This window comes from Salinibacterium sp. CAN_S4, from assembly GCF_015752305.1.
GTDB lineage: Bacteria > Actinomycetota > Actinomycetes > Actinomycetales > Microbacteriaceae > Rhodoglobus.
Genome location: NZ_JADOVB010000005.1, coordinates 35221 through 54819, shown reverse-complemented (window position 1 = coordinate 54819; position 19599 = coordinate 35221). Strand labels below are relative to the sequence as shown.

General features: G+C 65.8%; 22 protein-coding genes and 1 tRNA gene. 10 read left to right on the top strand and 13 right to left on the bottom strand.

Annotation, left to right across the window (positions count from 1 at the left end):
* Positions 1–66: 66 nt before the first annotated feature.
* Both IWX81_RS12530 and IWX81_RS12525 read right to left on the bottom strand, forming a co-directional pair.
* Positions 67–324, bottom strand: coding sequence for a hypothetical protein (locus tag IWX81_RS12530; protein WP_199281669.1), 258 nt, complete (start codon positions 322–324; stop codon positions 67–69).
* An 82-nt stretch (positions 325–406) separates the two neighbouring features.
* On the bottom strand, positions 407–1438 hold the full coding sequence (locus IWX81_RS12525; RefSeq protein WP_199281668.1) for a sugar-binding transcriptional regulator: 1032 nt from the start codon (positions 1436–1438) through the stop codon (positions 407–409).
* Between the two features lie 244 nt (positions 1439–1682).
* On the opposite strand from IWX81_RS12525, the gene IWX81_RS12520 reads away from it, so the two are divergent.
* Positions 1683–2444, top strand: a complete 762-nt coding sequence (locus IWX81_RS12520) for an MIP/aquaporin family protein (protein ID WP_334594122.1) — start codon at positions 1683–1685, stop codon at positions 2442–2444.
* Between the two features lie 58 nt (positions 2445–2502).
* The gene (gene glpK / locus IWX81_RS12515; protein WP_199281666.1) at positions 2503–4017 is read left to right on the top strand and encodes a glycerol kinase GlpK; all 1515 of its coding nucleotides are present in this window, start codon (positions 2503–2505) and stop codon (positions 4015–4017) included.
* 88 nt (positions 4018–4105) lie between these two features.
* On the opposite strand, the gene IWX81_RS12510 is transcribed toward glpK, so the two are convergent.
* Positions 4106–5251, bottom strand: coding sequence for an ATP-binding protein (locus tag IWX81_RS12510; protein WP_334594120.1), 1146 nt, complete (start codon positions 5249–5251; stop codon positions 4106–4108).
* Between IWX81_RS12510 and IWX81_RS15010 the strand changes: the two genes are divergently transcribed.
* Positions 5237–5386: a hypothetical protein gene (locus IWX81_RS15010; protein WP_334594118.1), complete on the top strand. Its 150-nt coding sequence runs from the start codon at positions 5237–5239 to the stop codon at positions 5384–5386. The two genes, IWX81_RS12510 and IWX81_RS15010, sit on opposite strands and share 15 nt — an antisense overlap.
* Positions 5387–5527: 141 nt before the next feature.
* Here IWX81_RS15010 and IWX81_RS12505 read toward each other — a convergent pair whose 3' ends face one another.
* From IWX81_RS12505 to galU, 5 genes are all read right to left on the bottom strand, one after another.
* The gene (locus IWX81_RS12505; RefSeq protein WP_199281664.1) at positions 5528–6169 is read right to left on the bottom strand and encodes a hypothetical protein; all 642 of its coding nucleotides are present in this window, start codon (positions 6167–6169) and stop codon (positions 5528–5530) included.
* 43 nt (positions 6170–6212) lie between these two features.
* Positions 6213–6288: transfer RNA gene (locus tag IWX81_RS12500), tRNA-Ala, on the bottom strand.
* 62 nt (positions 6289–6350) lie between these two features.
* Positions 6351–7214, bottom strand: a complete 864-nt coding sequence (locus IWX81_RS12495) for a hypothetical protein (protein WP_199281663.1) — start codon at positions 7212–7214, stop codon at positions 6351–6353.
* A 183-nt stretch (positions 7215–7397) separates the two neighbouring features.
* Positions 7398–8048: a GNAT family N-acetyltransferase gene (locus tag IWX81_RS12490; RefSeq protein WP_199281662.1), complete on the bottom strand. Its 651-nt coding sequence runs from the start codon at positions 8046–8048 to the stop codon at positions 7398–7400.
* Position 8049: 1 nt separating this feature from the next.
* Positions 8050–8940: a UTP--glucose-1-phosphate uridylyltransferase GalU gene (gene galU / locus IWX81_RS12485; RefSeq protein WP_199281661.1), complete on the bottom strand. Its 891-nt coding sequence runs from the start codon at positions 8938–8940 to the stop codon at positions 8050–8052.
* A 40-nt stretch (positions 8941–8980) separates the two neighbouring features.
* Between galU and IWX81_RS12480 the strand changes: the two genes are divergently transcribed.
* Genes IWX81_RS12480 through mscL form a run of 3 tightly spaced genes read left to right on the top strand, consistent with a single transcriptional unit; the run spans position 8981 to position 10364 of the window.
* Positions 8981–9559: a 5-formyltetrahydrofolate cyclo-ligase gene (locus tag IWX81_RS12480; RefSeq protein WP_199281660.1), complete on the top strand. Its 579-nt coding sequence runs from the start codon at positions 8981–8983 to the stop codon at positions 9557–9559.
* 17 nt (positions 9560–9576) lie between these two features.
* Complete coding sequence (locus tag IWX81_RS12475; RefSeq protein ID WP_199281659.1) at positions 9577–9915, top strand: FmdB family zinc ribbon protein; 339 nt, start codon at positions 9577–9579, stop codon at positions 9913–9915.
* Between the two features lie 8 nt (positions 9916–9923).
* A complete protein-coding gene (mscL, locus tag IWX81_RS12470; protein ID WP_199281876.1) occupies positions 9924–10364 on the top strand; it encodes a large conductance mechanosensitive channel protein MscL in 441 nt (146 codons plus the stop codon).
* Between the two features lie 239 nt (positions 10365–10603).
* On the opposite strand, the gene IWX81_RS12465 is transcribed toward mscL, so the two are convergent.
* Positions 10604–14314 carry a DEAD/DEAH box helicase gene (locus IWX81_RS12465; protein ID WP_199281658.1) on the bottom strand — a complete coding sequence of 1237 codons (3711 nt, stop codon included), beginning with the start codon at positions 14312–14314 and terminating at the stop codon, positions 10604–10606.
* Positions 14315–14485: 171 nt separating this feature from the next.
* Between IWX81_RS12465 and IWX81_RS12460 the strand changes: the two genes are divergently transcribed.
* Positions 14486–15772 (top strand): hypothetical protein, encoded by a 1287-nt coding sequence (locus IWX81_RS12460; RefSeq protein WP_199281657.1) that lies wholly within the window; start codon positions 14486–14488, stop codon positions 15770–15772.
* A gap of 58 nt (positions 15773–15830) precedes the next feature.
* Here IWX81_RS12460 and IWX81_RS12455 read toward each other — a convergent pair whose 3' ends face one another.
* Positions 15831–16112, bottom strand: coding sequence for an iron-sulfur cluster assembly accessory protein (locus tag IWX81_RS12455; protein WP_199281656.1), 282 nt, complete (start codon positions 16110–16112; stop codon positions 15831–15833).
* Positions 16113–16319: 207 nt separating this feature from the next.
* Between IWX81_RS12455 and IWX81_RS12450 the strand changes: the two genes are divergently transcribed.
* Both IWX81_RS12450 and IWX81_RS12445 read left to right on the top strand, forming a co-directional pair.
* Positions 16320–16517, top strand: coding sequence for a hypothetical protein (locus tag IWX81_RS12450; RefSeq protein ID WP_199281655.1), 198 nt, complete (start codon positions 16320–16322; stop codon positions 16515–16517).
* Positions 16518–16801: 284 nt separating this feature from the next.
* Entirely contained in the window at positions 16802–17155 is a 354-nt protein-coding gene (locus IWX81_RS12445) for a hypothetical protein (protein WP_199281654.1), read from the top strand.
* A gap of 94 nt (positions 17156–17249) precedes the next feature.
* On the opposite strand, the gene IWX81_RS12440 is transcribed toward IWX81_RS12445, so the two are convergent.
* Positions 17250–17573 (bottom strand): hypothetical protein, encoded by a 324-nt coding sequence (locus IWX81_RS12440; RefSeq protein ID WP_199281653.1) that lies wholly within the window; start codon positions 17571–17573, stop codon positions 17250–17252.
* Here IWX81_RS12440 and IWX81_RS12435 point away from each other — a divergent pair.
* Complete coding sequence (locus IWX81_RS12435) at positions 17559–17852, top strand: hypothetical protein (RefSeq protein ID WP_334594114.1); 294 nt, start codon at positions 17559–17561, stop codon at positions 17850–17852. The genes IWX81_RS12440 and IWX81_RS12435 overlap by 15 nt on opposite strands.
* Before the next feature lie 137 nt (positions 17853–17989).
* On the opposite strand, the gene IWX81_RS12430 is transcribed toward IWX81_RS12435, so the two are convergent.
* Together IWX81_RS12430 and IWX81_RS12425 are read right to left on the bottom strand one after the other, a co-directional pair.
* A complete protein-coding gene (locus tag IWX81_RS12430; protein ID WP_199281652.1) occupies positions 17990–18847 on the bottom strand; it encodes an aldo/keto reductase in 858 nt (285 codons plus the stop codon).
* Between the two features lie 95 nt (positions 18848–18942).
* Positions 18943–19593 (bottom strand): NAD(P)-dependent oxidoreductase, encoded by a 651-nt coding sequence (locus IWX81_RS12425; RefSeq protein WP_199281651.1) that lies wholly within the window; start codon positions 19591–19593, stop codon positions 18943–18945.
* Positions 19594–19599: the final 6 nt, after the last annotated feature.

Here is a 19599-nt window from a genome sequence, read left to right as displayed (position 1 = left end):
TCAGCGTATTACGGGGTTACGGGGTGGTGAGCGAAATGCCAACCAACTTGCACGAATGTGCAGAGGCTATTTCCCGTCGGTTTTGTCGGCGTCGGTGTATTGCCCCTCGACGCCGTCCCGGTCGTGCGCGCGAGGATCTGTGTTCACATCCGTGTACTCCCCTTCGATGGCGGAGTCGGAAGCGGGATGACCATCTTCTGCCGTGTAGTCCCCGTGCACCTCGACGACTTCGGGAGCCTTCCCATCCACCTCGGTGTAGCGACCCTCTGCTTCGGTCGACTCGGTCTTCTCAGTCTTCTCGTGCTTGTCGTGCGATTCGGTCATGAGGAGCTCCTTCGCTCGGTGATCGTGCGCCATCTCGGCGACCGCGCCTTCATCGACGCTAACCCGGGCCATGCCACAAGCGCTACGGCTTGACCATCTGTGCAGGTTCGGTCACCATGTCGCCCGTCACACTGTCGAGCGTCACGCTGTCGAGCAATGCTCTCGCCGAGCCCTCGTCGATGACCAGATCTGTCACAAGCCCCGCGGCGAGCGCACCACGCAGGCTCGCGACCTTCGAGACTCCTGAGACCACACAGATGCGACGTGGCGTGCGACGCAACTGGTCGAGATCCGGTCCGCTGGCCCGATCATTGAGATGGATGTCGCGATAGCTGCCGTCCGCGCGATAGAAGACCGTCGCACAATCGCCCACGACTTTTGCCTCGTCGAGCATCCTGAAATCCTCCGGCTCGAGGTACCCGCCGATGTAGACGTGGCTGGGCACGTCGGCAAACGGGGACCCGAGCCCGAACAGCGCCACATCCATCCGCGCCTGCATGTCCAGCACCCGACGGGTGCTGCGCTCGCGCCACAGTGCCTCCTTGGTGCGGGGATCGTCGAAGAACGCCGGCACCGGGAACTGCTGGCTGGTTCCCGAGTATGCGTCGCCGAAGCGACGCAGCATCTCGCTCGCGTAGACGATGCCGGTGGTCTGGTTGTTGCCGGCCCCGTTGAGCTGCACGAACTGGACGTTGTGGAGTTCCTTCGGCACGAGATGGCGGCTGATCGAGGTGAGGGTCGAACCCCAGGCGAGGCCGATCACCATGTTGGAATCGAAGTAGCGGTCGAGCATCCTCGCGGCCGACATGCATACCCTCTCGAGTCGATCGACGTTGCTCGCGTGATCGGGCACGGGAACGATGTGGACAGCAATCTGGAAGCGTTTTTGGATGGCATCTTCGAGGCTTGACGACCCATGATGGGGCGCTCTGATCTGAATGTCGACGAGACCGGTCGAGCGGGCGAACCCGAGAAGTCGTGAGATGGATGACCGTGAGGTGTGCATCTCCTGAGCAATGGCGTCCATCGTCAGATCCTGCAGATAATAGAGATGGGCGGCCCGCAGTGCTTCACGGGTCTTGTCGGACCTCTCGCCATCGATGTCGTTCGGCATTCTTCTCCCTTGCACGTATGTGCGCGATAGCCGACCGCTTCGCCCGAGACAAATCTACCCAGCCTGACCGGGAGTAGACACGCTTGCGCCGTCAACGATGCACGAATGTGCACGACGGTTCCCTTGTTGAAGTCTCACCGCCGCGGATAGCGTCGAGGTGCAGCATCCAATCCCCAGCGTCGGGTGGCCTCCATTCTGGCCCGAACCGGCGCAGAACAGGACGGTCAACGTGGACAATCTCGGCGTGGTATTTCTCTCAGAGGTAGTGGGGACAGCGTTGCTTGTCCTCCTGGGAACCGGAGTGGTGGCTAACGTCGCCCTCGCGAAAAACAAGGGCTTCAACGGCGGATTCCTGATGGTCACCATCGGATGGGGACTCGCCGTCTTCGCCGGTGTGATCGTCTCCTACAACTCCGGAGCTCACCTCAACCCGGCCGTGACGCTCGGACTGGTCGCCAACGGTGCGACCGAATTCGGATCGGGTGTTCCCGTCAACCTCCTCTCGGTCGTGGCCTACATCGGCGCGCAGCTGATCGGCGCGATCCTCGGAGCGGTCTTCTGCTGGCTCGCATACAAGCAGCACTTCGACGACGAGCCCGACCCGGCCAACAAACTGGGCGTCTTCGCCACCGGTCCCGCCATCCGCAGCTACGGCTGGAACTTCGTCACCGAGGTCATCGGCACCTTCGTCCTCGTGTTCGTGGTCATCGCGTTCGGAGGCGGACGCCAGGGCGACGGCGGCCTCGCAGCCCTCGGCGCACTCCCCGTCGCACTGCTGGTGATCGTGATCGGTGCCTCCCTCGGTGGTCCCACCGGCTACGCCATCAACCCTGCGCGTGACCTCGGCCCGCGCATCGCGCACGCGCTGCTCCCCATCAAGGGCAAGGGCGGAAGCGACTGGAGCTACTCCTGGGTCCCCGTCTTCGGCCCGATCGTCGGAGGCCTCCTGGCAGGCTGGGCAGCTCTCGTACTCCTGCCCGTGCTGACAGCCACAGCCGGCGCCTGATCACCCCCTCAGCAGCGACCATCAACCCCAACGCAGAAAGACAACGGAGTTCACTCTCATGACTGATTACGTCATCGCTATCGACCAGGGCACCACATCCACCAGGGCCATCATCTTCGACAATTCGGGATCCATCGTCTCGTCGGGCCAGCTCGAACACGAGCAGATCTTCCCGAAGGCGGGCTGGGTCGAGCACGACCCGAAAGAGATCTGGAACAACACCCGCGAGGTGATCGGCAAGGCACTCTCCAACGCCAACCTCACCCGCCACAACATCAAGGCCATCGGCATCACCAACCAGCGCGAGACCGCCGTCGTCTGGGACAAGAACACCGGAGAGCCGGTCTACAACGCCATCGTGTGGCAGGACACGCGCACGCAGTCGATCGTCGACCGGTTCGCTGCCGATGGTGGCGTTGAGCGCTTCAAGCCCATCGTCGGGCTTCCGCTGGCCACGTACTTCTCCGGCACGAAGATCGTATGGATCCTCGAGAACGTCGAGGGTGCACGCGAGAAGGCCGACGCCGGAGACCTCCTGTTCGGAACGACGGACAGCTGGGTGCTGTGGAACCTCACGGGTGGTGTCGACGGTGGCGTCCACGCGACCGACGTCACGAACGCCAGCCGCACGCTGTTCATGGATCTCGAGACCCTCTCATGGCGCCAAGACATCCTCGACGTCTTCGGCGTCCCCCTCTCGATGATGCCGGAGATCCGCAGCTCGTCCGAGGTCTACGGAGTCGCCGAATCCAACAGCCTCCTGCGCGAGGTGCCCGTCGCCGGAATCCTGGGAGACCAGCAGGCGGCCACCTTCGGCCAGGCCGCGTTCGACACCGGCGAGGCGAAGAACACCTACGGCACGGGTAACTTCCTGATCTTCAACACGGGTGAGGAGATCATCCATTCGAAAAACGGCCTGCTCACCACTCTCGGGTACAAGATCGGCAACGAGAAACCGCACTATGCACTCGAGGGTTCGATCGCCGTGACCGGATCGCTCGTCCAGTGGATGCGCGACAACCTGGGCCTGATCAAGTCGGCCGACGAAATCGAGACGCTTGCGGCATCCGTCGACGACAACGGAGGCGCCTACTTCGTGCCGGCGTTCTCGGGACTGTTCGCACCGTACTGGCGCGCAGATGCCCGTGGCGCGCTCGTCGGCCTCACGCGGTACGTCAACAAGGGCCACATCGCGCGCGCTGTGCTCGAAGCGACCGCCTACCAGACACGCGAGGTGCTGGATGCGGTCAACGCCGACTCCGGTGTGCCGCTCACCGAGCTCAAGGTCGACGGCGGCATGATCGCCAACAACCTGCTCATGCAGTTCCAGGCCGACATCCTCGGTGTGCCCGTTGTGCGGCCCGTCGTTGCGGAGACCACCGCGCTCGGCGCGGCCTACGCCGCTGGGCTCGCCACGGGATTCTGGAGCGACCTCGACGACCTGCGCAAGAACTGGCAGGAAGACAGCCGCTGGACGCCGAGCATGGACTCCGAGGAGAGCGAGCGCCTGCTGCGCAACTGGAAGAAGGCCGTGACCAAGACCTTCGACTGGGTCGACGACGACGTCCAGTAGAGCCTGACCACACCGAAACCGGTCATCCGCCCTCTGGTGGATGACCGGTTTTGTGGTGGATGACCGGTTTGGTGGTGGACGCGGACCGTCAGAGCCTGGCCAGCGACTCGATGTCCTGCAGGAACTCGGCAGCCACTTCGCGCGAGACTGTAGCGCGCGTCGCCGCGATCGCCTCGAGATAGTCGAGAGTGACCGGTCCCGTGGCCGCCGTGCCCGCGTCATCCGGATAGAACGTCTTCTCGAGCGCGCTCTGCGACGCTTTCCGCGCCGCGAATTCGATGTCGGCGGGCGAGAAGCCGTCAGTGCGCGAGACGAGTTCGCCGAGGTCGATGCCTGCGGCGGCCGAGGCGGGGATGTACCGCTCCCAGATCGATCGGCGGGCATCCTCATCCGGCAACCCGATCGGGATCACGTAGTCGAATCTCCCGTGACGGAGGAACGCAGAATCGAGGGCCCTGATGAAGTTGGTGGCGCACACGAGCAGGCGGTCCGGCTGTTCCCGGAACGCCGGGATGATCTTGAGCAGCTCGTTCGTGACGCCCTGCAATGGCGACGGCGGCTCGCCGCTGCGCTGCGCTGCAATCTCCTCCACCTCGTCGATGAACACGACGGCGTGCTCCAGGTCGGCGATCTTGAGGAAGGTCTCCCTCAACGCACCCGCCAGGCCCTTGGGATCGACAGCCAGTCGCGACGGGAAGACCTCGATGAACGACCACTCGAGCCGGGAGGCGATCGCCCTCGCGAATGTCGTCTTGCCGGTTCCCGGGGGGCCGAAGAGCATGACCGCGCGGGGCGGCACGACCCCGTAGCTCTCCGCGAGATCCGGCTTGGAGAGTGGCATCACGAGTCTCCGCTCGAGCAGCTCCTTCTCCGCCGCCATGCCGCCGATCTCGTCCCACAGGCCGCGGGCCATCAATCGCCCGCCGACCTCAGACAGCACGCTGAGTTCTTTGCGCTGCACGGGGATCTCGCGCTCGAAGTACCGCAGGTTCTTCTTGACCTCGAAGCCCTGGTCGATGAACGCATCGACGCGCATGGCCGTGTCGGGAAGCAGGGCCGAGAGTTTCGAGAGCCCGTGGGGGGCCATCCTGCGCTCCAGAGCACCCAGCATCGCCCTGCCCACGCCCTTCTCCTGCCACGCCAGGGTGGTCGACAGGAAGACGATCCACCCCTGCGCGTGGGCGGCGCGACCGACGGCAGCACCGATCAGTTTGTCATCGTGGATGGCAACCACGGCATGATCTTCCTGGCACGACGCAAGCACCTCCGAAAGCCCGTAGACAGGCTCCGCGGGGGAATCGCGCATCTCTTCCCAGAGATGCAGGATGCCTTCCACGTCTTCAGGGTGGAAATCTCTGACACGAAATGACGCCATGGAATCCTTCTCTCACTCGCACGGATCTACTGCGGCTGGGCCTGGATCATGGCCAGAGCCTGGACAGATTTTCGGCGACCGGTGGGTTGCGCGAGATCGACGCACCGAGTGAGAGGCGACGCTGTGGGAGCAGTCTTACACAGTCCACCGGATTGCGGCGATAGTCGCAGCAAACACGCTGAGTTGCACCACGACGATGAGCGTGGGGGCCCGCCCGCCGAGCCTCCGATGGTAGGCAACCCACCAGTACACCACCGCCGACGCGAGCATAGCGACGGTCATCACCCGGATGATCGGGGCTGGGTCATCCCCCGTCACGATCGCGCCGATCTGGTAGAACGCGATCACACCCCACGGCACGACGCCTACGGCGGCACCGAACGCGAACGGCCACCGTCCGGCATGGGAATGCTGGTGCAGCAGCAGGAACAGACTGGCCGCTGCCGTGAGGGCGTAGAGCGCGACGAGGGCGGCGACATCCTGAACCCCATTCAGTTGCGCGATGAGAAACACCGTGACGGCCGATACCTGGGACCACTCGACCAGCCCGATCAACGGATGAGGCCTCAGTGCGGCAGCTGCTCGACAGGCGGCCGAGAATGCCAGCATCACGACGACAGCCACGTCCAGGTTCACGTCGGTGAGGGTGAAGCCGTCGTTGACATCAACAGTGACCGGCAAGAGCAGCGGCGTCGACATCGCGAAGACAATGGCAGCCACGACTGCCTCGAGCGCGAGGATGACCGCAGCTGAGGCGGCGATGACCCTGGGCGACATGGCTCAACAGTAGGACAGTCGAGCGACTGCGGAACGTGAATTGTGGTGGACCCTAGGAGATTTGAACTCCTGACCTCCTCGATGCGAACGAGGCGCGCTACCAACTGCGCCAAGGGCCCCTGCGCCTTGCGGCCCAGTGCGTAGCTAGGTTATCACTAGCTGGTGGGGTGGCAGGTCCGGGTCAGCCGACGGCCCGGCGGCGGGCCAGCACGGCATCCAGATCTGGCGCGGCGGTGGCGGCGTCATCCACGATTCCCATGCGTGCGAAGCGGCTGGGAGCAGCCACCGGAGCCGACTGTGGTGCAGGGATCTCGGCGACCTCCTGCTGGGATGTCCGCACGGCCTGCTCAGCGCTGGCTGACGCCAGCCGTAACTGCGCGGCCACGTCTGCCGCCGCACTGGCCGGAGCCAGCGACCGTGACAGGTAGAGGGGCCTGGGAACGGGCACGGGGGTCCAGCTCGCCTCACGCTGCTCCACAACGGCGGACGGCGCGGGAGCGCGGCTCATCGAGGTGCGGCGAGCGACGGGCGCGCTCACGCTCGTGCGCGCCCGTGTCGCGCCTGCGAGGGTCGTCAGCAGGGATACGGAGCCGATCGAGACCGCTACGGCCCCGGCGAGAACGATCCAGGATGCGAGGACCGCCCCCGCGGTGATGATCATCGTGAGCTGCACGAGAGTCACCACCACCGACGCGAGGAGCGCGATCGTGGCGACGGCACGGCCGCGGCGCAGTCGGCGCGCGGCGAGGGTGCGGGCATCCTCCCGGGGCACGGCGGGTGGCCGGACGGGTCCGACGGCAACGGGGCCCTGCCTCAACTCGGCGCGCTGGGCCTGGGCCAGCTGCTTCGCTGCGAGGTCTGCCCTGACGGCATCCGGAATCTCGGCACTTTCGGCCAGCACCCGGATCGTCTGCTGCAGTCGCACAGCATTGCGCTCCGTGGCCAGGTATTCACGGCGCTTGAACCAGTTCGGCACCAGGTAGGCCAGCCACAGGGCTGCGGCGATCGCGAGCATGAGCCCGCCGCCTGCTCCCGTTAGTTCCATAGGCATACGGTACGAGCCGCGCGGCCTCTTGGCGCGGCACCACGCGGAGGCGAACCTCAGCTTGGTCATAACTCCTGCAGATCGCACCCGCTCGGGCCGCGCCGGAGCGCCGTAACGCGCCGCGGGGCATCCGTCGCGGGCAGTCTGCAGGAGTTACGAACGCGGGAGGGGCGGGGTGGTCCGTCAGGTGACGAGTGGTCGGGCCGCGCGTGCCCTGTCGGCAGCGGGCACTTCCGCATCCGCCGGGACAGCCTTGCCATCGCGCCAGCGGCGAAGCACCCCGGTCGGCAGCTCGTCGACGGTCAGGGCGAAACAGAAGTGATCGCGCCAGTCGCCATTGATGTGGATGTAGCGCCGCCGAAGTCCCTCGTAGCGGAAGCCGAGCTTCTCGACCACGCGCAGGCTCGGCTCATTCTCCGGGCGGATGCAGATCTCCATCCGGTGCAGCCCCACGCCGAAGAAGCAGTGATCGGTCGCGAGGGCCACCGCCGTGGGGGTAAGCCCCTTGCCGGCGAAACGCTCGGACACCCAGTAGCCGATGGTCGCCGACGAGAGCGATCCGTACGCGATGGATGACACGTTCAACTGCCCGGCGAGCTCGCCATCATGCTCGATGATGAACGGCAGGCCGAAACCGGCGCGTGCGTTCTGCTGCAGGCTCCGGATGCTCGACCGCACGTCGAACGACATGGGACCGTGCGGGTTGGTGGCTTCCCACTTGCGCAGCCAGCTTCGGTTCTCGGCCAGCTCCCGTTCGAGCGCCCGCGCATCACGGACCCTGATCGGACGGATCGTCGTGCGCCCCTCGGAGAGGGTGGGAATGGTTGAGGCCACGTCAGTCGAGGTCGGCTGAGAACTGCTTGAGCCACGGCCGCAGTTCGGGGCCGAGGTCGTCGCGTTCCACGGCAAGCTGCACGATCGCCTTGATGTAGTCGACACGGTCACCGGTGTCGTAACGACGACCACGGAAGACGACCCCATAGACCCCGCCCGCGATATTCTCTGAGGCCATGGTCTGGAGGGCATCGGTCAGCTGGATCTCGTTGCCCTTGCCCGGAGCCGTGTGCTCGAGCACGTCGAAGACGTCGGGCTGGAGCACGTAGCGCCCGATGATCGCGTAGTTGGACGGCGCCTCGCCGGCAGCCGGCTTCTCGACGAGCCCGGTGATCTTGACGACGTCGGGGGTGCCGGTCTTCTCGACCGTGGCGATGCCGTAGAGGTGGGTGGAAGCCGGGTCGACCTCCATGAGGGCGATGACGCTCGCGTTGCGGTTGTTCTGCTCCTCGATCATGCGCGACAGCAGCACATCGCGGCTGTCGATCAGGTCGTCACCGAGCAGCACGGCGAAAGGCTCGCGACCGACGTGCATCTTCGACCTGAGCACGGCGTGCCCGAGACCGCGCGGATCCCCCTGGCGCACGTAGTGCATGTCGGCGAGGTCATTGGAGAACTCGACCTTCTTGAGGCGGTCGGTATCGCCCTTTTGCTCGAGCGTGGCCTCGAGTTCGGTCATCCTGTCGAAATGATTCTCGAGGGCGTTCTTATTGCGACCCGTGATCATGAGCACGTCGGTCAGACCGGCCGCTACGGCCTCCTCGACGACATACTGGATGGCGGGTTTATCCACCACCGGCAGCATTTCTTTGGGCATGGCCTTGGTTGCAGGTAGGAACCTGGTACCAAGGCCGGCGGCGGGGACGACTGCTTTTGAAATCCTGAAGGCCATGAACACAGGCTAGCGGCAGTCTGCTCATAGTATGAGTCCCATGTCTGATGAGGTCGGTCTCGAGAAGCGTGCCCTGAGGGCTGAATTGCGGGAGCGCCGCCGCATCGCCACGGCTACCGGTCGGGCCGAAGCGAACGCCGCCATCACCGCCAATCTGGTTGCGCTGGCCACCCGGCTGAAGGCGCGCTCCCTCTCCGCGTACCTGTCGATTCCGGATGAGCCGGGCACCAGGGACTTCCTGGCGTGGGCCTGCGCCGAGGGAATCACCGTGCTGTTGCCCGTCTCGCGCGCCGACGGCCTGCTCGACTGGGCCCTGTATGACGGCAAGGAGGAGTTCGAGGACGAACTCGGAATGCCCGCCCCCACGACCGAGCCACTCAGCCCCAATGCACTCGACGACGTGGACGTGATCATCGTTCCGGCCGCATCGGTCGATCGCACCGGCATGCGCATGGGGTGGGGGCGCGGCTACTTCGACAAGACCCTCGGATCAATGCAGCAGTGTCCCCCGGTCTATGCTGTGATTTTCGACGATGAACTCGTGGATGCCGTTCCGAGCGAACGGCATGACCAGCGAGTCGACGGCGTGGTGACCCCCTCCGGCATTGTCGCCTTCTGAACTTCTAAGGACTGAACGTGCCCACATACTCTTACCGTTGCACCGAGTGCGACCGCGCGTTCGACATCGTGCAGGCTTTCACCGACGACACGCTCACGGTGTGTCCCACGTGCGGCGGCAAGCTGCGCAAGGTGTTCTCCCCCGTCGGCGTCTCCTTCAACGGCTCAGGCTTCTATCGCACCGATTCCCGGTCCGGTTCCACCGGTGGTGGATCGGGCCCGTCGAACTCCCGGACTGAGTCGTCCGGTTCGACCTCCGAGTCCTCGCCCCCGGCGAAGGAAAAGGCATCACCCGAAAAAAGTGCGGCTACCCCCGCCGCATCTACCCCTGGCTCTTCTGGGAGCACTACAAGTTAGGAAGCATGATGCTCAATGGATTCAAGGAGTTCATTCTCCGCGGTAATGTCATCGACCTCGCCGTCGCGGTCGTCATCGGCGCCGCGTTCACCGCGATCGTCACCTCGATTGTCGACGGGGTGATCAATCCGGCGATCGGCGCACTCTTCAACGCGGCGGACCTGGCCGAAGCATTCCCTGTTCCGATCCCGACCGTGTCCGGCGGCGAGGCCGTCATCTACTTCGGCGCCGTGCTCGCGGCAGTCATCAACTTCCTGCTGGTGGCTCTCGTCGTCTACTTCGCCCTGATCGTGCCGGTGAACATCCTCAAGAAGCGCGCCGAAGCACGCAAGCAGGCCGGCGGAGAAGTCGTGCAGGAGCCCGTGAAGACCGAGATCGACCTCCTCGTCGAGATCCGCGACCTTCTCGCCAATCCGGTCGTCGAGACCGGCAAGCACACCGACGCCTGATCCCCACGAAACGGGCTGGGTCTGCGGCTACGCCGGGGACCCAGCCCTATCGTGTTAACCCCAGTGCGGAGGTTTATCCCTGCGCAGTTGCTCGTCGTTTTCCGTGGACGAATGCCGGGGCGGTTCCGGCAACGGGGTCGGGTCTGACCCCAGCGGCGGCGGGGTGCTCGCCCGACGTCGTCGAGTGCGCGGCGATGGCGTCGGCGCATCCTTCCCCTCGGACCCGGAGGAGTCAGGCATCAAGGTCGCGAGACGGCGGGACCGATCACCGTGATGGGCTCGGTCACCGGTGACGGGTCTGCCCCGAGCATAACGGCGACCTTGGATGCCACGGCCTCAGGATCGCTGAACAGTTCGAAGGCGTGCACCCGCAGGTAGTGCCAGCCGAGGCGCCGAAGCAGCTCTGGGCGGAGCCTGAGCGACTCCCGCAGGCTCGACCTGTGCAGCACCGTGTCGGTCTCGATGGCGACACACATACCGCCCCTGGATGCCACGAGGCCGAGTTTTCCGCGGTGCCCGAGTGCCACGTTCAGTCCCCGGGTCCTCAGGCGCTGGGCGAGGTCCACGAGCATCGGCTCGCTGTCGTCCGGCACGGGCACTGCGGCCTGGCGTGCGCCGATCTCCCCGAGGATTTCGGCCAGCGCGACGGCACCGTGCCTCATGCGGCCGTCGTCCAGGTCGTCAGGTTTGAACGAACTGACGATGACCATGGAGCGACGCGCTCGCGTCATCGCGACGGCCAGCAGTCGTTCGCCACCGGGTTCGCCGAGAGCACCGAAGTCCGACAGCACCCGTCCGTGCGGGGTCCGACCGTAGCCGATGGAAAAGATCACGCGGTCGCGGCTCTGTGCCACGGCCTGGTCGATCGTCGAGACGGCGAACGGCTCCGGCCGGTCACTGACGACGAAGTCGACGAGCCCGGCTCGCGTGCCGGCGGCATCGAGCACGGCCTGCATGACCCGCACGGCATGCTTCTGGCTCGCCGTGATGACCATGAGCGATTCGTGCGGGCGCTTGACGGCGTGGTCGAGCACGAGGTCAACGACGCGCTCCACTTCGGCATCGGGACTTTCGACGGCACCCGAATCCGGGTCGGGCATGCCGTGACCCTTGACCACATAGTCGAGCGCGAGGCTGCCGTGACCGAGGAACGTGCCTGCCCAGGGCAGCGAGACGATTTTGCCACCATAGAAGCGCCGGTTCACGAGCTCGGCGAGGTCTTCCCCGCCAGGGCGGTAACTGCGCGTCAGGGAGAGCGTGGGCAACAACCCACCGAGTCTGGCGAGAGCCGAATTGGAATGGAGCTCATCGCGGGACTCGTCGGTCTCCGCGGGGCCGTCGTCGTCCACCGCCCGGTCGCTGATCCCGATCTCGAACGGTGCGGGGGTTTGCGTGACGGGGTCGCCGAACGCGATGACCTGCTTCGCACGACGGATGGCGCCGGCGTTCTCCGCGATCGTCGTGGCACCGGCATCCACCAGGATGACCACATCGAAGGGCATCGTCTCGACGATCGAGTCGATCTCGTAGGGCGAGGTGAGCCACACGGGCGCGACCGTGCGCGACAGGTGTGGAGCTGTGGTCTGCAGGTCGAAGGCCGACACCGATTTCCGCCCGAGCATGCGCTTGAGCAGCTTCGCTTCGTCCGGCCAGTCGACCAGTCCGATCTTCCAGTTCTCGGCAAGCTGCCAGCTCAACTGCTGGGCATTGCCCTGCGCGTGCGCCTCGTCGACGAGCCTGAAATCGGCCTCGAGCCTGTCGAGCACCGACGTATTCGCACCGAGGAGCGCCTTCTCGGATTCGAGCATCGACTCGAGTGCTGACTTCCACCACGACAACTCGAGCTCGGCCGCAACATCACTTTCGGGAACGTGCCGGCGTGCCAGGTCGTCGATGAGGGGATCGAGTTCGAGCTCGCGCAGCGACGCCATGAGCGTCGTGCGTTCCTGGAGATTGTGCAGCACGTCCGACTCGGCAGCAAGACTCGACAGCTTCTCGAGCAGGAACGGGATGGCGAGCGTGCCGAGCTGGTTCTCGCGAGTCGTGAGACCGAGCGGCTGGTCGAGCTCGGACAGGTCCTGGGCGACCTCGTTGAAGGCGGCCTGCACCTGGCCGATGCCGACAGGGACCTCGGGAGTCGCACCCTCGGCGACGAACCTGTGCCACAGCACGCGCTGTTGCTGGATGCGCACGAGCGACTGGTGCAGGTCGGTGACCTTCACGCCGGGTCGCACGTACTCCATCGCCAGCTTCTTGAGCCTGCGACGATTCCCGCCGGACATGTCGGGGAAGTCCTTGCGCGGAGCCGTGGCTGCAATCAGTTCGGTGATCGACCGGTCGAAGACCCTGGGGAGGAAGCGGTCGAGACTGTCACGAAGATCGATCAGCAGTCGCAGGTACACGCCGAGTTCCGTCACGCTCTGGAACGGTCGCATGTGGGTGCCCGAGATGAGCCGCATCCCGGAATCCACGAGCGCGGGCACGCTCTGGTTGAGTCGCTTGGCGATCTCGTGTGCGCGGAGCGCTTCCTCGCCGCTGGCGAACTGGGCGCCATACCAGGGCGAATCCCCCGGGCCATAACGGAACTCGCCGAGCCTCGCCGCGGCGACCATGATCTCGGCGGCACGTGAACGGTCTTTCGCCAGCAGCTCGACGGTGCGTCGCGACAGCCGCGCGGTGGTGGCCGGTGGGTGCGGAAGCAGCGCGAGTCTGCTCAGCTCGGTGACGCATTCCAGCACCGAGATGTCGAGGTCGGGATCGGTCTTCGACAGGCCGAGTCGATAGTCGAGAATCACCTTGCGGAGCCGCACAAGTGCTTCATCGACTTCGCCGACCGACGGCTGGGTCGCCTTCTCGCTGCGGGAGATGGATGTGATGATGTCGCGTCGAAGCGTTCGCGGCGCGACAGCGATGCCCGGCAGTCCGATGTCTCTGAGCCTGTCTGAGATCGACAACAGGGATGCCCGGCGAGCACTCGACACGAGAACCCGCTTGTTCTGGCCGACCAGCGTTCCGATCACGTTCACGATCGTCTGGGTTCCGCCGGTGCCTGGCAGCGTCTTGACGACGATGGAGTTGCCCGCGGTGATTTGCGCGATCACGTTCTCCTGCTCGGAGTCCGCGTCCAGCAGAAGGCTGTCGGTCGACGGGGTGCGTTCGTCGGCCGCGACGGCGGTCACCGGCGCGTAGCCCTCTTCGATGGTCCACCGCGCCGACGTGTTTCCGGCCAGCGCATCGAGCACAGGATGCTCGAGATTCGCCGCGTCGGAGAGCATTCCGTTCGACACCTCGGCGAACGATGAGACGATGAGCCTCGGGCTCACGGTGAACCATTCCAGGTGCGAGGTCAGCCCGCGCAAACGGTCGATGACGGGGTTCGGCTTGAATGTGCCGTCGTCATCGGTCAGCGCCACGAACGCGTGAGCGTCGAGCCGCAGGTTGAACTGCTCTTCGAGGGCGCGTGCGAGGGCAGGGTTGAGGAATGCCGACCCGCGCAGCTTCACCTCGAAGTCGCGGCCGTGACGCCGGATCGCGAGCGGACGCAGCAACACCGGAGCCCGGAAGTCGGTGACCCCGTGGCGCCATTCTGCGATGCCGATACCGAGGTGAACAGAATCGATGCCGCGAGCGCTGTGCAGTTCGAGGCCCTTGGATGCGATCGCGCCAGCGGCGATCTTCGCGGCGCGCAGTGCCACGTCGTCCCGGATGAGGTTCGACAGCAGGGTCGTTTTACCCGTGATGAACTGCGCGAGACCGCCGGGGTGGGTCGTCGACAGTTCGATGTGGGTGCGAGGTGAATCGTCGAAGTGCAGCAGCGGGCTGAGGCCGCCGATTCCCGCCAGTTCTTCGCGCCACTGGGACCACACGGGCTCGGCGACGTTTCCGGCGGACACGGTGGGATCGCCGAGACTGATCACGTGCGGGGCGGTCACCTGCGGCTGTGCACTCACGTGACTCGCCGCGGGGTCGCTGGAGCCCGCCTGCTGCTCATCAGGGTCAACAGTGAAATTTTCGGAAGGTTTGTTGGCACGCCACACACCGCAACCTTAAGGCGGCAGCACGCAGAAAGCCCGGTGATACGGCCGGGTTTCGCATTATCGCGACCCCGTAGAATACGGACCATGGATGTGGTGACAGGCATCGTGCTGGCCGGTGTGACCGCCCTGGTTCTCGTGGGTGGTGCCGTCGCCGTCGGTTTCGCGACACTGTTTCGTCGACGCGGTGACCGCACCGTCGCGGCAGGATCGCCGTCTGGTTCGGCCGCCTTCGGCTTCGGCTCCGCGCCGTTAGCCGAGCTCAGTCTGGCTGCAGGCAGCGCCCTGGTCCGGATGGATGACGCCGTGCGCGCCGCCGATCACGAACTCGGATTCGCCATCGCGCAGTTCGGCGCCGAAAGATCGCGGGAGTTCGGGCAGTCGATCACGGTGGCCCGCGGCAAGGTCGCCGAAGCGTTCCGCCTGCGGCAGTTGCTCGACGACAGCACCCCGGACGGCGACCGCCAGCGGCGGGAGTGGACGCTGCAGATCATCGCGCTCTGCGAGCAGGCCGGCGCGATCCTTGCCCAACAGGATGCCGCGTTCGCAGGCCTGCGCAGGCTGGAGGTGGGTGCAGCCGACGCCATCGCCGACGTGCGCGCGAGAATCGCGGCGGCGCGCACCCGGGTGGAGGCCACTCGGGTCACTCTCGCCCGACTCGAGGCCGCCTTCTCCCCCGCCGTCACGGCCGGCATCGCCACCAACGTCTCGTCGGCCGAATCCTCTCTCGCCGAGGCCGAGGCCATCGCCGATGACGCCGCCTCCGACGTCACGGTCACCGGGGTGAGTGCCGTCTCTGACACCGTCCGGCGGGCATCCGACGCCACCAGCCGCGCCGAGCAGCTTCTCGATGCGATCGATCGAACCGACCGTGACCTCGAATCCGCCGGAGCCGCGCTGGCGGCCCTGCGCGAATCCGCCCGGAAAGACCTCGACGAAGCCAGGCTGCAGCGGGACTCTGCGCCCGATGCCGGATCTGGGCAGGGGATCATCGACGCCATGACCGCGGTCGACGATGCTCTCGCCACTGGCAGCGGGCCGGCTGATCCGGTCTCAGACCTGGACAGGATCGGTGACGCCGTCGCCAGGCTCGACCTCGCTCTCGCGAGCGCCCGGAACCAGGCCGATCGACTTGCTCACGCTCGCGCCGCCTACGCTGGCACCCTCGTGTCTGCCGCCAGCCAGATCGCCGTCGTGCGCGACCTCATCGGAGGGCGCGGCGGTCGCGTCAGTGCGCGCACGAAGCTCGCCGAAGCCGAGCGGCAGTATGCGCTGGCCCAGGTCGAGACCGACCCGGTGGAGGCGCTCGACACGATCAGGCGGGCGGTCACCCTGGCCAGGGACGCCGATGCACTGGCGCGCTACAGCGACTGAACCGCATACGACGAAGGGCCGCACCTTCCGGCACGGCCCTTCCGTTGGATGCTGTGGCTCAGCGCGAGGTGAGCGCGAAGGTCACAGCGCCCTCTTCCGAGACCTCGGCATCGAGCACCTTGTCGTCGAGGGCACGCGACGCGTTCGGCTCGAGGAATACCCGGGCACCCGAGGTCTCGACGACCGAGTCTCCGGGTTCTGCACCGGCGACGACGGCGACATTGAAGTTCGTGGCATCCGGGGCATCACCGTGAATGCGCAGGCCAGCCGCATCGGACTGAGGGGCCTTGTCGACGATGGATTTGACGACGGTCGTGGCTGTGTCGGTCAGTGTAAGCATGGAATTCGTCCTTCCGTTATCAAGCAGTGTCGTGCGGTGAAGTCAGCCACGCTTCCGCACTCCCCTCCGAGCCCGCAAGCTGACGGCCGGACTCGGAGGGGATACACATGTTCCGGATGACGTCACACACGTTCACCTGAACTTCATCTTCATTCGGCACCGATGTCAGCGCCCGGCGCGAGAATGTCCGAGGAACGGAGGCGTTGGATGACCCATTCGCAGCACTTCTACCTGATAGAAAACGGGCATGGCCGGTGGATCATCCGGCACCAGATCACCGACATCATGGCGGGCAGCATCCTTCGCACTGCGGGAGGGTTTCGCCTCAAGAACGAGAACGCCCGCACCGTCGGCAACTTCCCGTCGATCGAGGCGGCGCTCGAGGGGCTGTACGCCACGGTCTGACGCTCCCCAGATAACAACTCGCTCACAGCGGTTGCGGCGCGCCACGCGGTGTCGCTACGGTGGGGCACGCGATAGCCAGAAGGAGGCCACGATGTTGATGACACAGTTCACGGGAATGACACCTGTCACAGACCCCCGCATTCCGGGCACTTCTCGGCGCCTGCCCATCGCCATCGCCTAGCGAACCCTCCACCCATTCGACGGTGGCTCGCTTTCGAGGATCGTCCCAGCGCAGTTCGACTCGCTGAGGCCCTCCGTCCGGCTTCTCTCATCACCGTGAGTTGATGCCCTCCCGCCGCTCACCCGGCGATCCAGCGCGTGTCGCAGCTGCACCCCAGCCGACCGCGCACAGGTTCACGCAGAAAGACACGCTCATGCGCACAACCATGACGACCGCTCCCGGCCGCCACGATCATCCACCCCAACCGCAACACACGAATTCCCATCCCGCCCTGCGGGTTGCCGTCATCGACAGGTTGGCCCTGCATCTGGGTCTCGCCCTCATCAGATGGGGCCGTCGCCCGAGATTCGGTCCGACCTTCGAGCGTCGGGCGAACCGCGTAGAGCGGGAACTCGCGCTCGAGTCACGAGAGCGGGCGTGGGAACGCACAGCACGGCTCACCCTGCCGCTGCGATGAGACGGCACGGGCGGTCCGGTGGCGTCATCACCTCGAGTGAGGTCGCCGCCGGACCGACGTCGTTCCTCTACTGCAGCGCAAGCCGGGCCACGTGTCAGCGTTCGCTGGCGAGAGCCGCGATGAAACCGCCTACGAAGGAGTCGCCGAGACCGATCGTGGTCGGAGTGGTCGTCGTCAGGTCGAACGCGGGGATGCATCGCACCAGCGTCCCCAGTCGCCTCTCCAGCGCTGTGGCAAGTGCCACGCCCGCGCTGTTCTGGGCCCAGTCGGATACGGCGTCGTAATCGGCCGCCGTGAAGTCGTCGCCGAAGGTGTACCGCGTGCTCGCCATCGTGATGCCTCCGCGGAGTCCTGCCTCCCACGAGGCTGCACCCTCCCCCACTGCGACCGACCAGTAGCGGGTGTGTACGACGACCACGCTGGCCGGGATGAGCACGCGAAGCTCGATAAGGGCATCCTGCATCGCATCGGCGTCGAGCAGGTCGACACTGCGACCGAGGTGATGATGAACGAGATGGTGTCGCGCGCGACCCGTGTGGCCATCCTCGCGGACTCGACGAAGTTCGGCAGGCAGCTGTTCGCCCAGGTGGCCGAGCTCGGCCGGGCCGATTACTTCGTGACGGATGTCGCACCGCCCGCCGACCTCGCCGACGCGCTGAAGCGCCACAACGTAGAAGTGCTGTACCCGGAATCCTGAGGGTGGCCCGGAGACAAACTGGCGCGAGTGTGCCGCTTACGCCGCCTCGGCCGCAGTCGAGGCGGCAGAAGCGGGACACTCGGCGGCGCTAGAGCGCGCGAAAGCGACGGAAGCGACGGAAGCGGAACACTCGCGGGTTACGCGGAGAGTCGCGCGATCTCCTCGGCGGTGAGCTCGAGCTCCGCGGCGAGCGCGGAATCCGTGATGCTTTCCGGTCGTGAGGCGCCGGGGATGGGGATGACGATCGGAGCCAGCGCGAGCTCCCACGCGAGGCAGACCTGCTGCGGGCTCACCCCGTGTGCGTCGGCGATTGTTTGGAACTCGGCCCACTTTCCGCCGAGCTCCTTCGCACCGCCGATGCCGCCGAGCGGGCTCCACGGCAGGAACGCGATGCCGAGTTCGGCGCAGAGCTCCAGCTCCGGCTCACTCGAGCGGAACTTCGGCGAGAACTGGTTCTGCACCGAAACGAGGCGGCCGCCGAGAATCTCGTTGGCCTGGCGGATCTGGTCGGGGTTCGCGTTGGAGATGCCCGCCATGCGGATCGTGCCGTCGTCGAGCAGGTCGCGGATCGCTCCGACCGAGTCCGCGTAGTCCACCTCGGGGTCGGGGCGGTGGAACTGGTACAGGCCGATCGACTCGACGCCGAGACGTTTCGCTGAGGCCTTCGCGGCATCCTTCAGATAGTCCGGATGCCCGTTCTGGGCCCAGGCGCCGGGTTCCGGTCGGAGGTGACCGCCCTTGGTCGCCACCAGGATTCCGGTCGTGTCCGAACCCCAGGACGCCAGTGCCTCGGCGATCAGCGTCTCGTTGTGTCCGACCGCCTCGCCGACCTCCTGGTAGGCGTCGGCGGTGTCGATGAAGTTGACCCCGGCATCCAGTGCAGCGTGGATCGTCGCGATCGATCGCGCGCGGTCCGGCCTGCCCTCGATCGACATGGGCATGCCACCGAGCCCGATCGAGCTGACCTGCACATCGCCAATGGTGCGCTGCTTCATGGATGACCGTCCTTACGCGTGGGGGAAACTGACGTCTTCCACACTACGTTCGGCACGGCCATCCATCAGGGCATTGACGACGTTACCGGAGTGGCCTAGTACGCAATGCTGATGAGCGCGCGGTGGTGGGCCGGCTTCTCTACCTCGTCGACGATGGCGAGAGCGAAGTCTGCGCCGCTGACGGCTGAGACACCGTTGCTGTCGAAGAGCGCCACCTCGCCGCCCACGCGGTAGTGTCCGAGCGATTCTCCGGGAGCGTATGCACCGAAATTCATGGCAGGAGCGACGAACACCCAGTCGACGGAGTCGTCGGTAGCCATCAGTGCTTCGAGCACGGCGACCATCTGCCTGGCCTCACCGGCGAATTCGGCCGGAATCTGGTCGCCTTCCGCGATGCGGTTGCCACCGGCCTCGGTACGAAGCGAGCTGAATCCGCCGACGACGACGAACCGCACCCCGTGCTCACCTGCGAGGTGGGCCAGCGCGAGATCCGCCTCGAGAATCCGGCCGTCCAGCTCACCGCGGGGAGACAACGCCGAGACGACGACGTCACTCCCGGTAATGGCACGACTACGCACCTCCGCGTCGAGCATCGATCCTGTGTCGTATCGCACGCCGGCGACGCGAGCATCGTCTGCGGGGAGGGTGCGGCTGAAAGAAATGACGTCGTGCCCGCGGCTGGCCGCCTCCTTCACGATGGCACTTCCGGCGTAGCCGGTTCCTCCGATGACGGTGACGATCGACATGACATT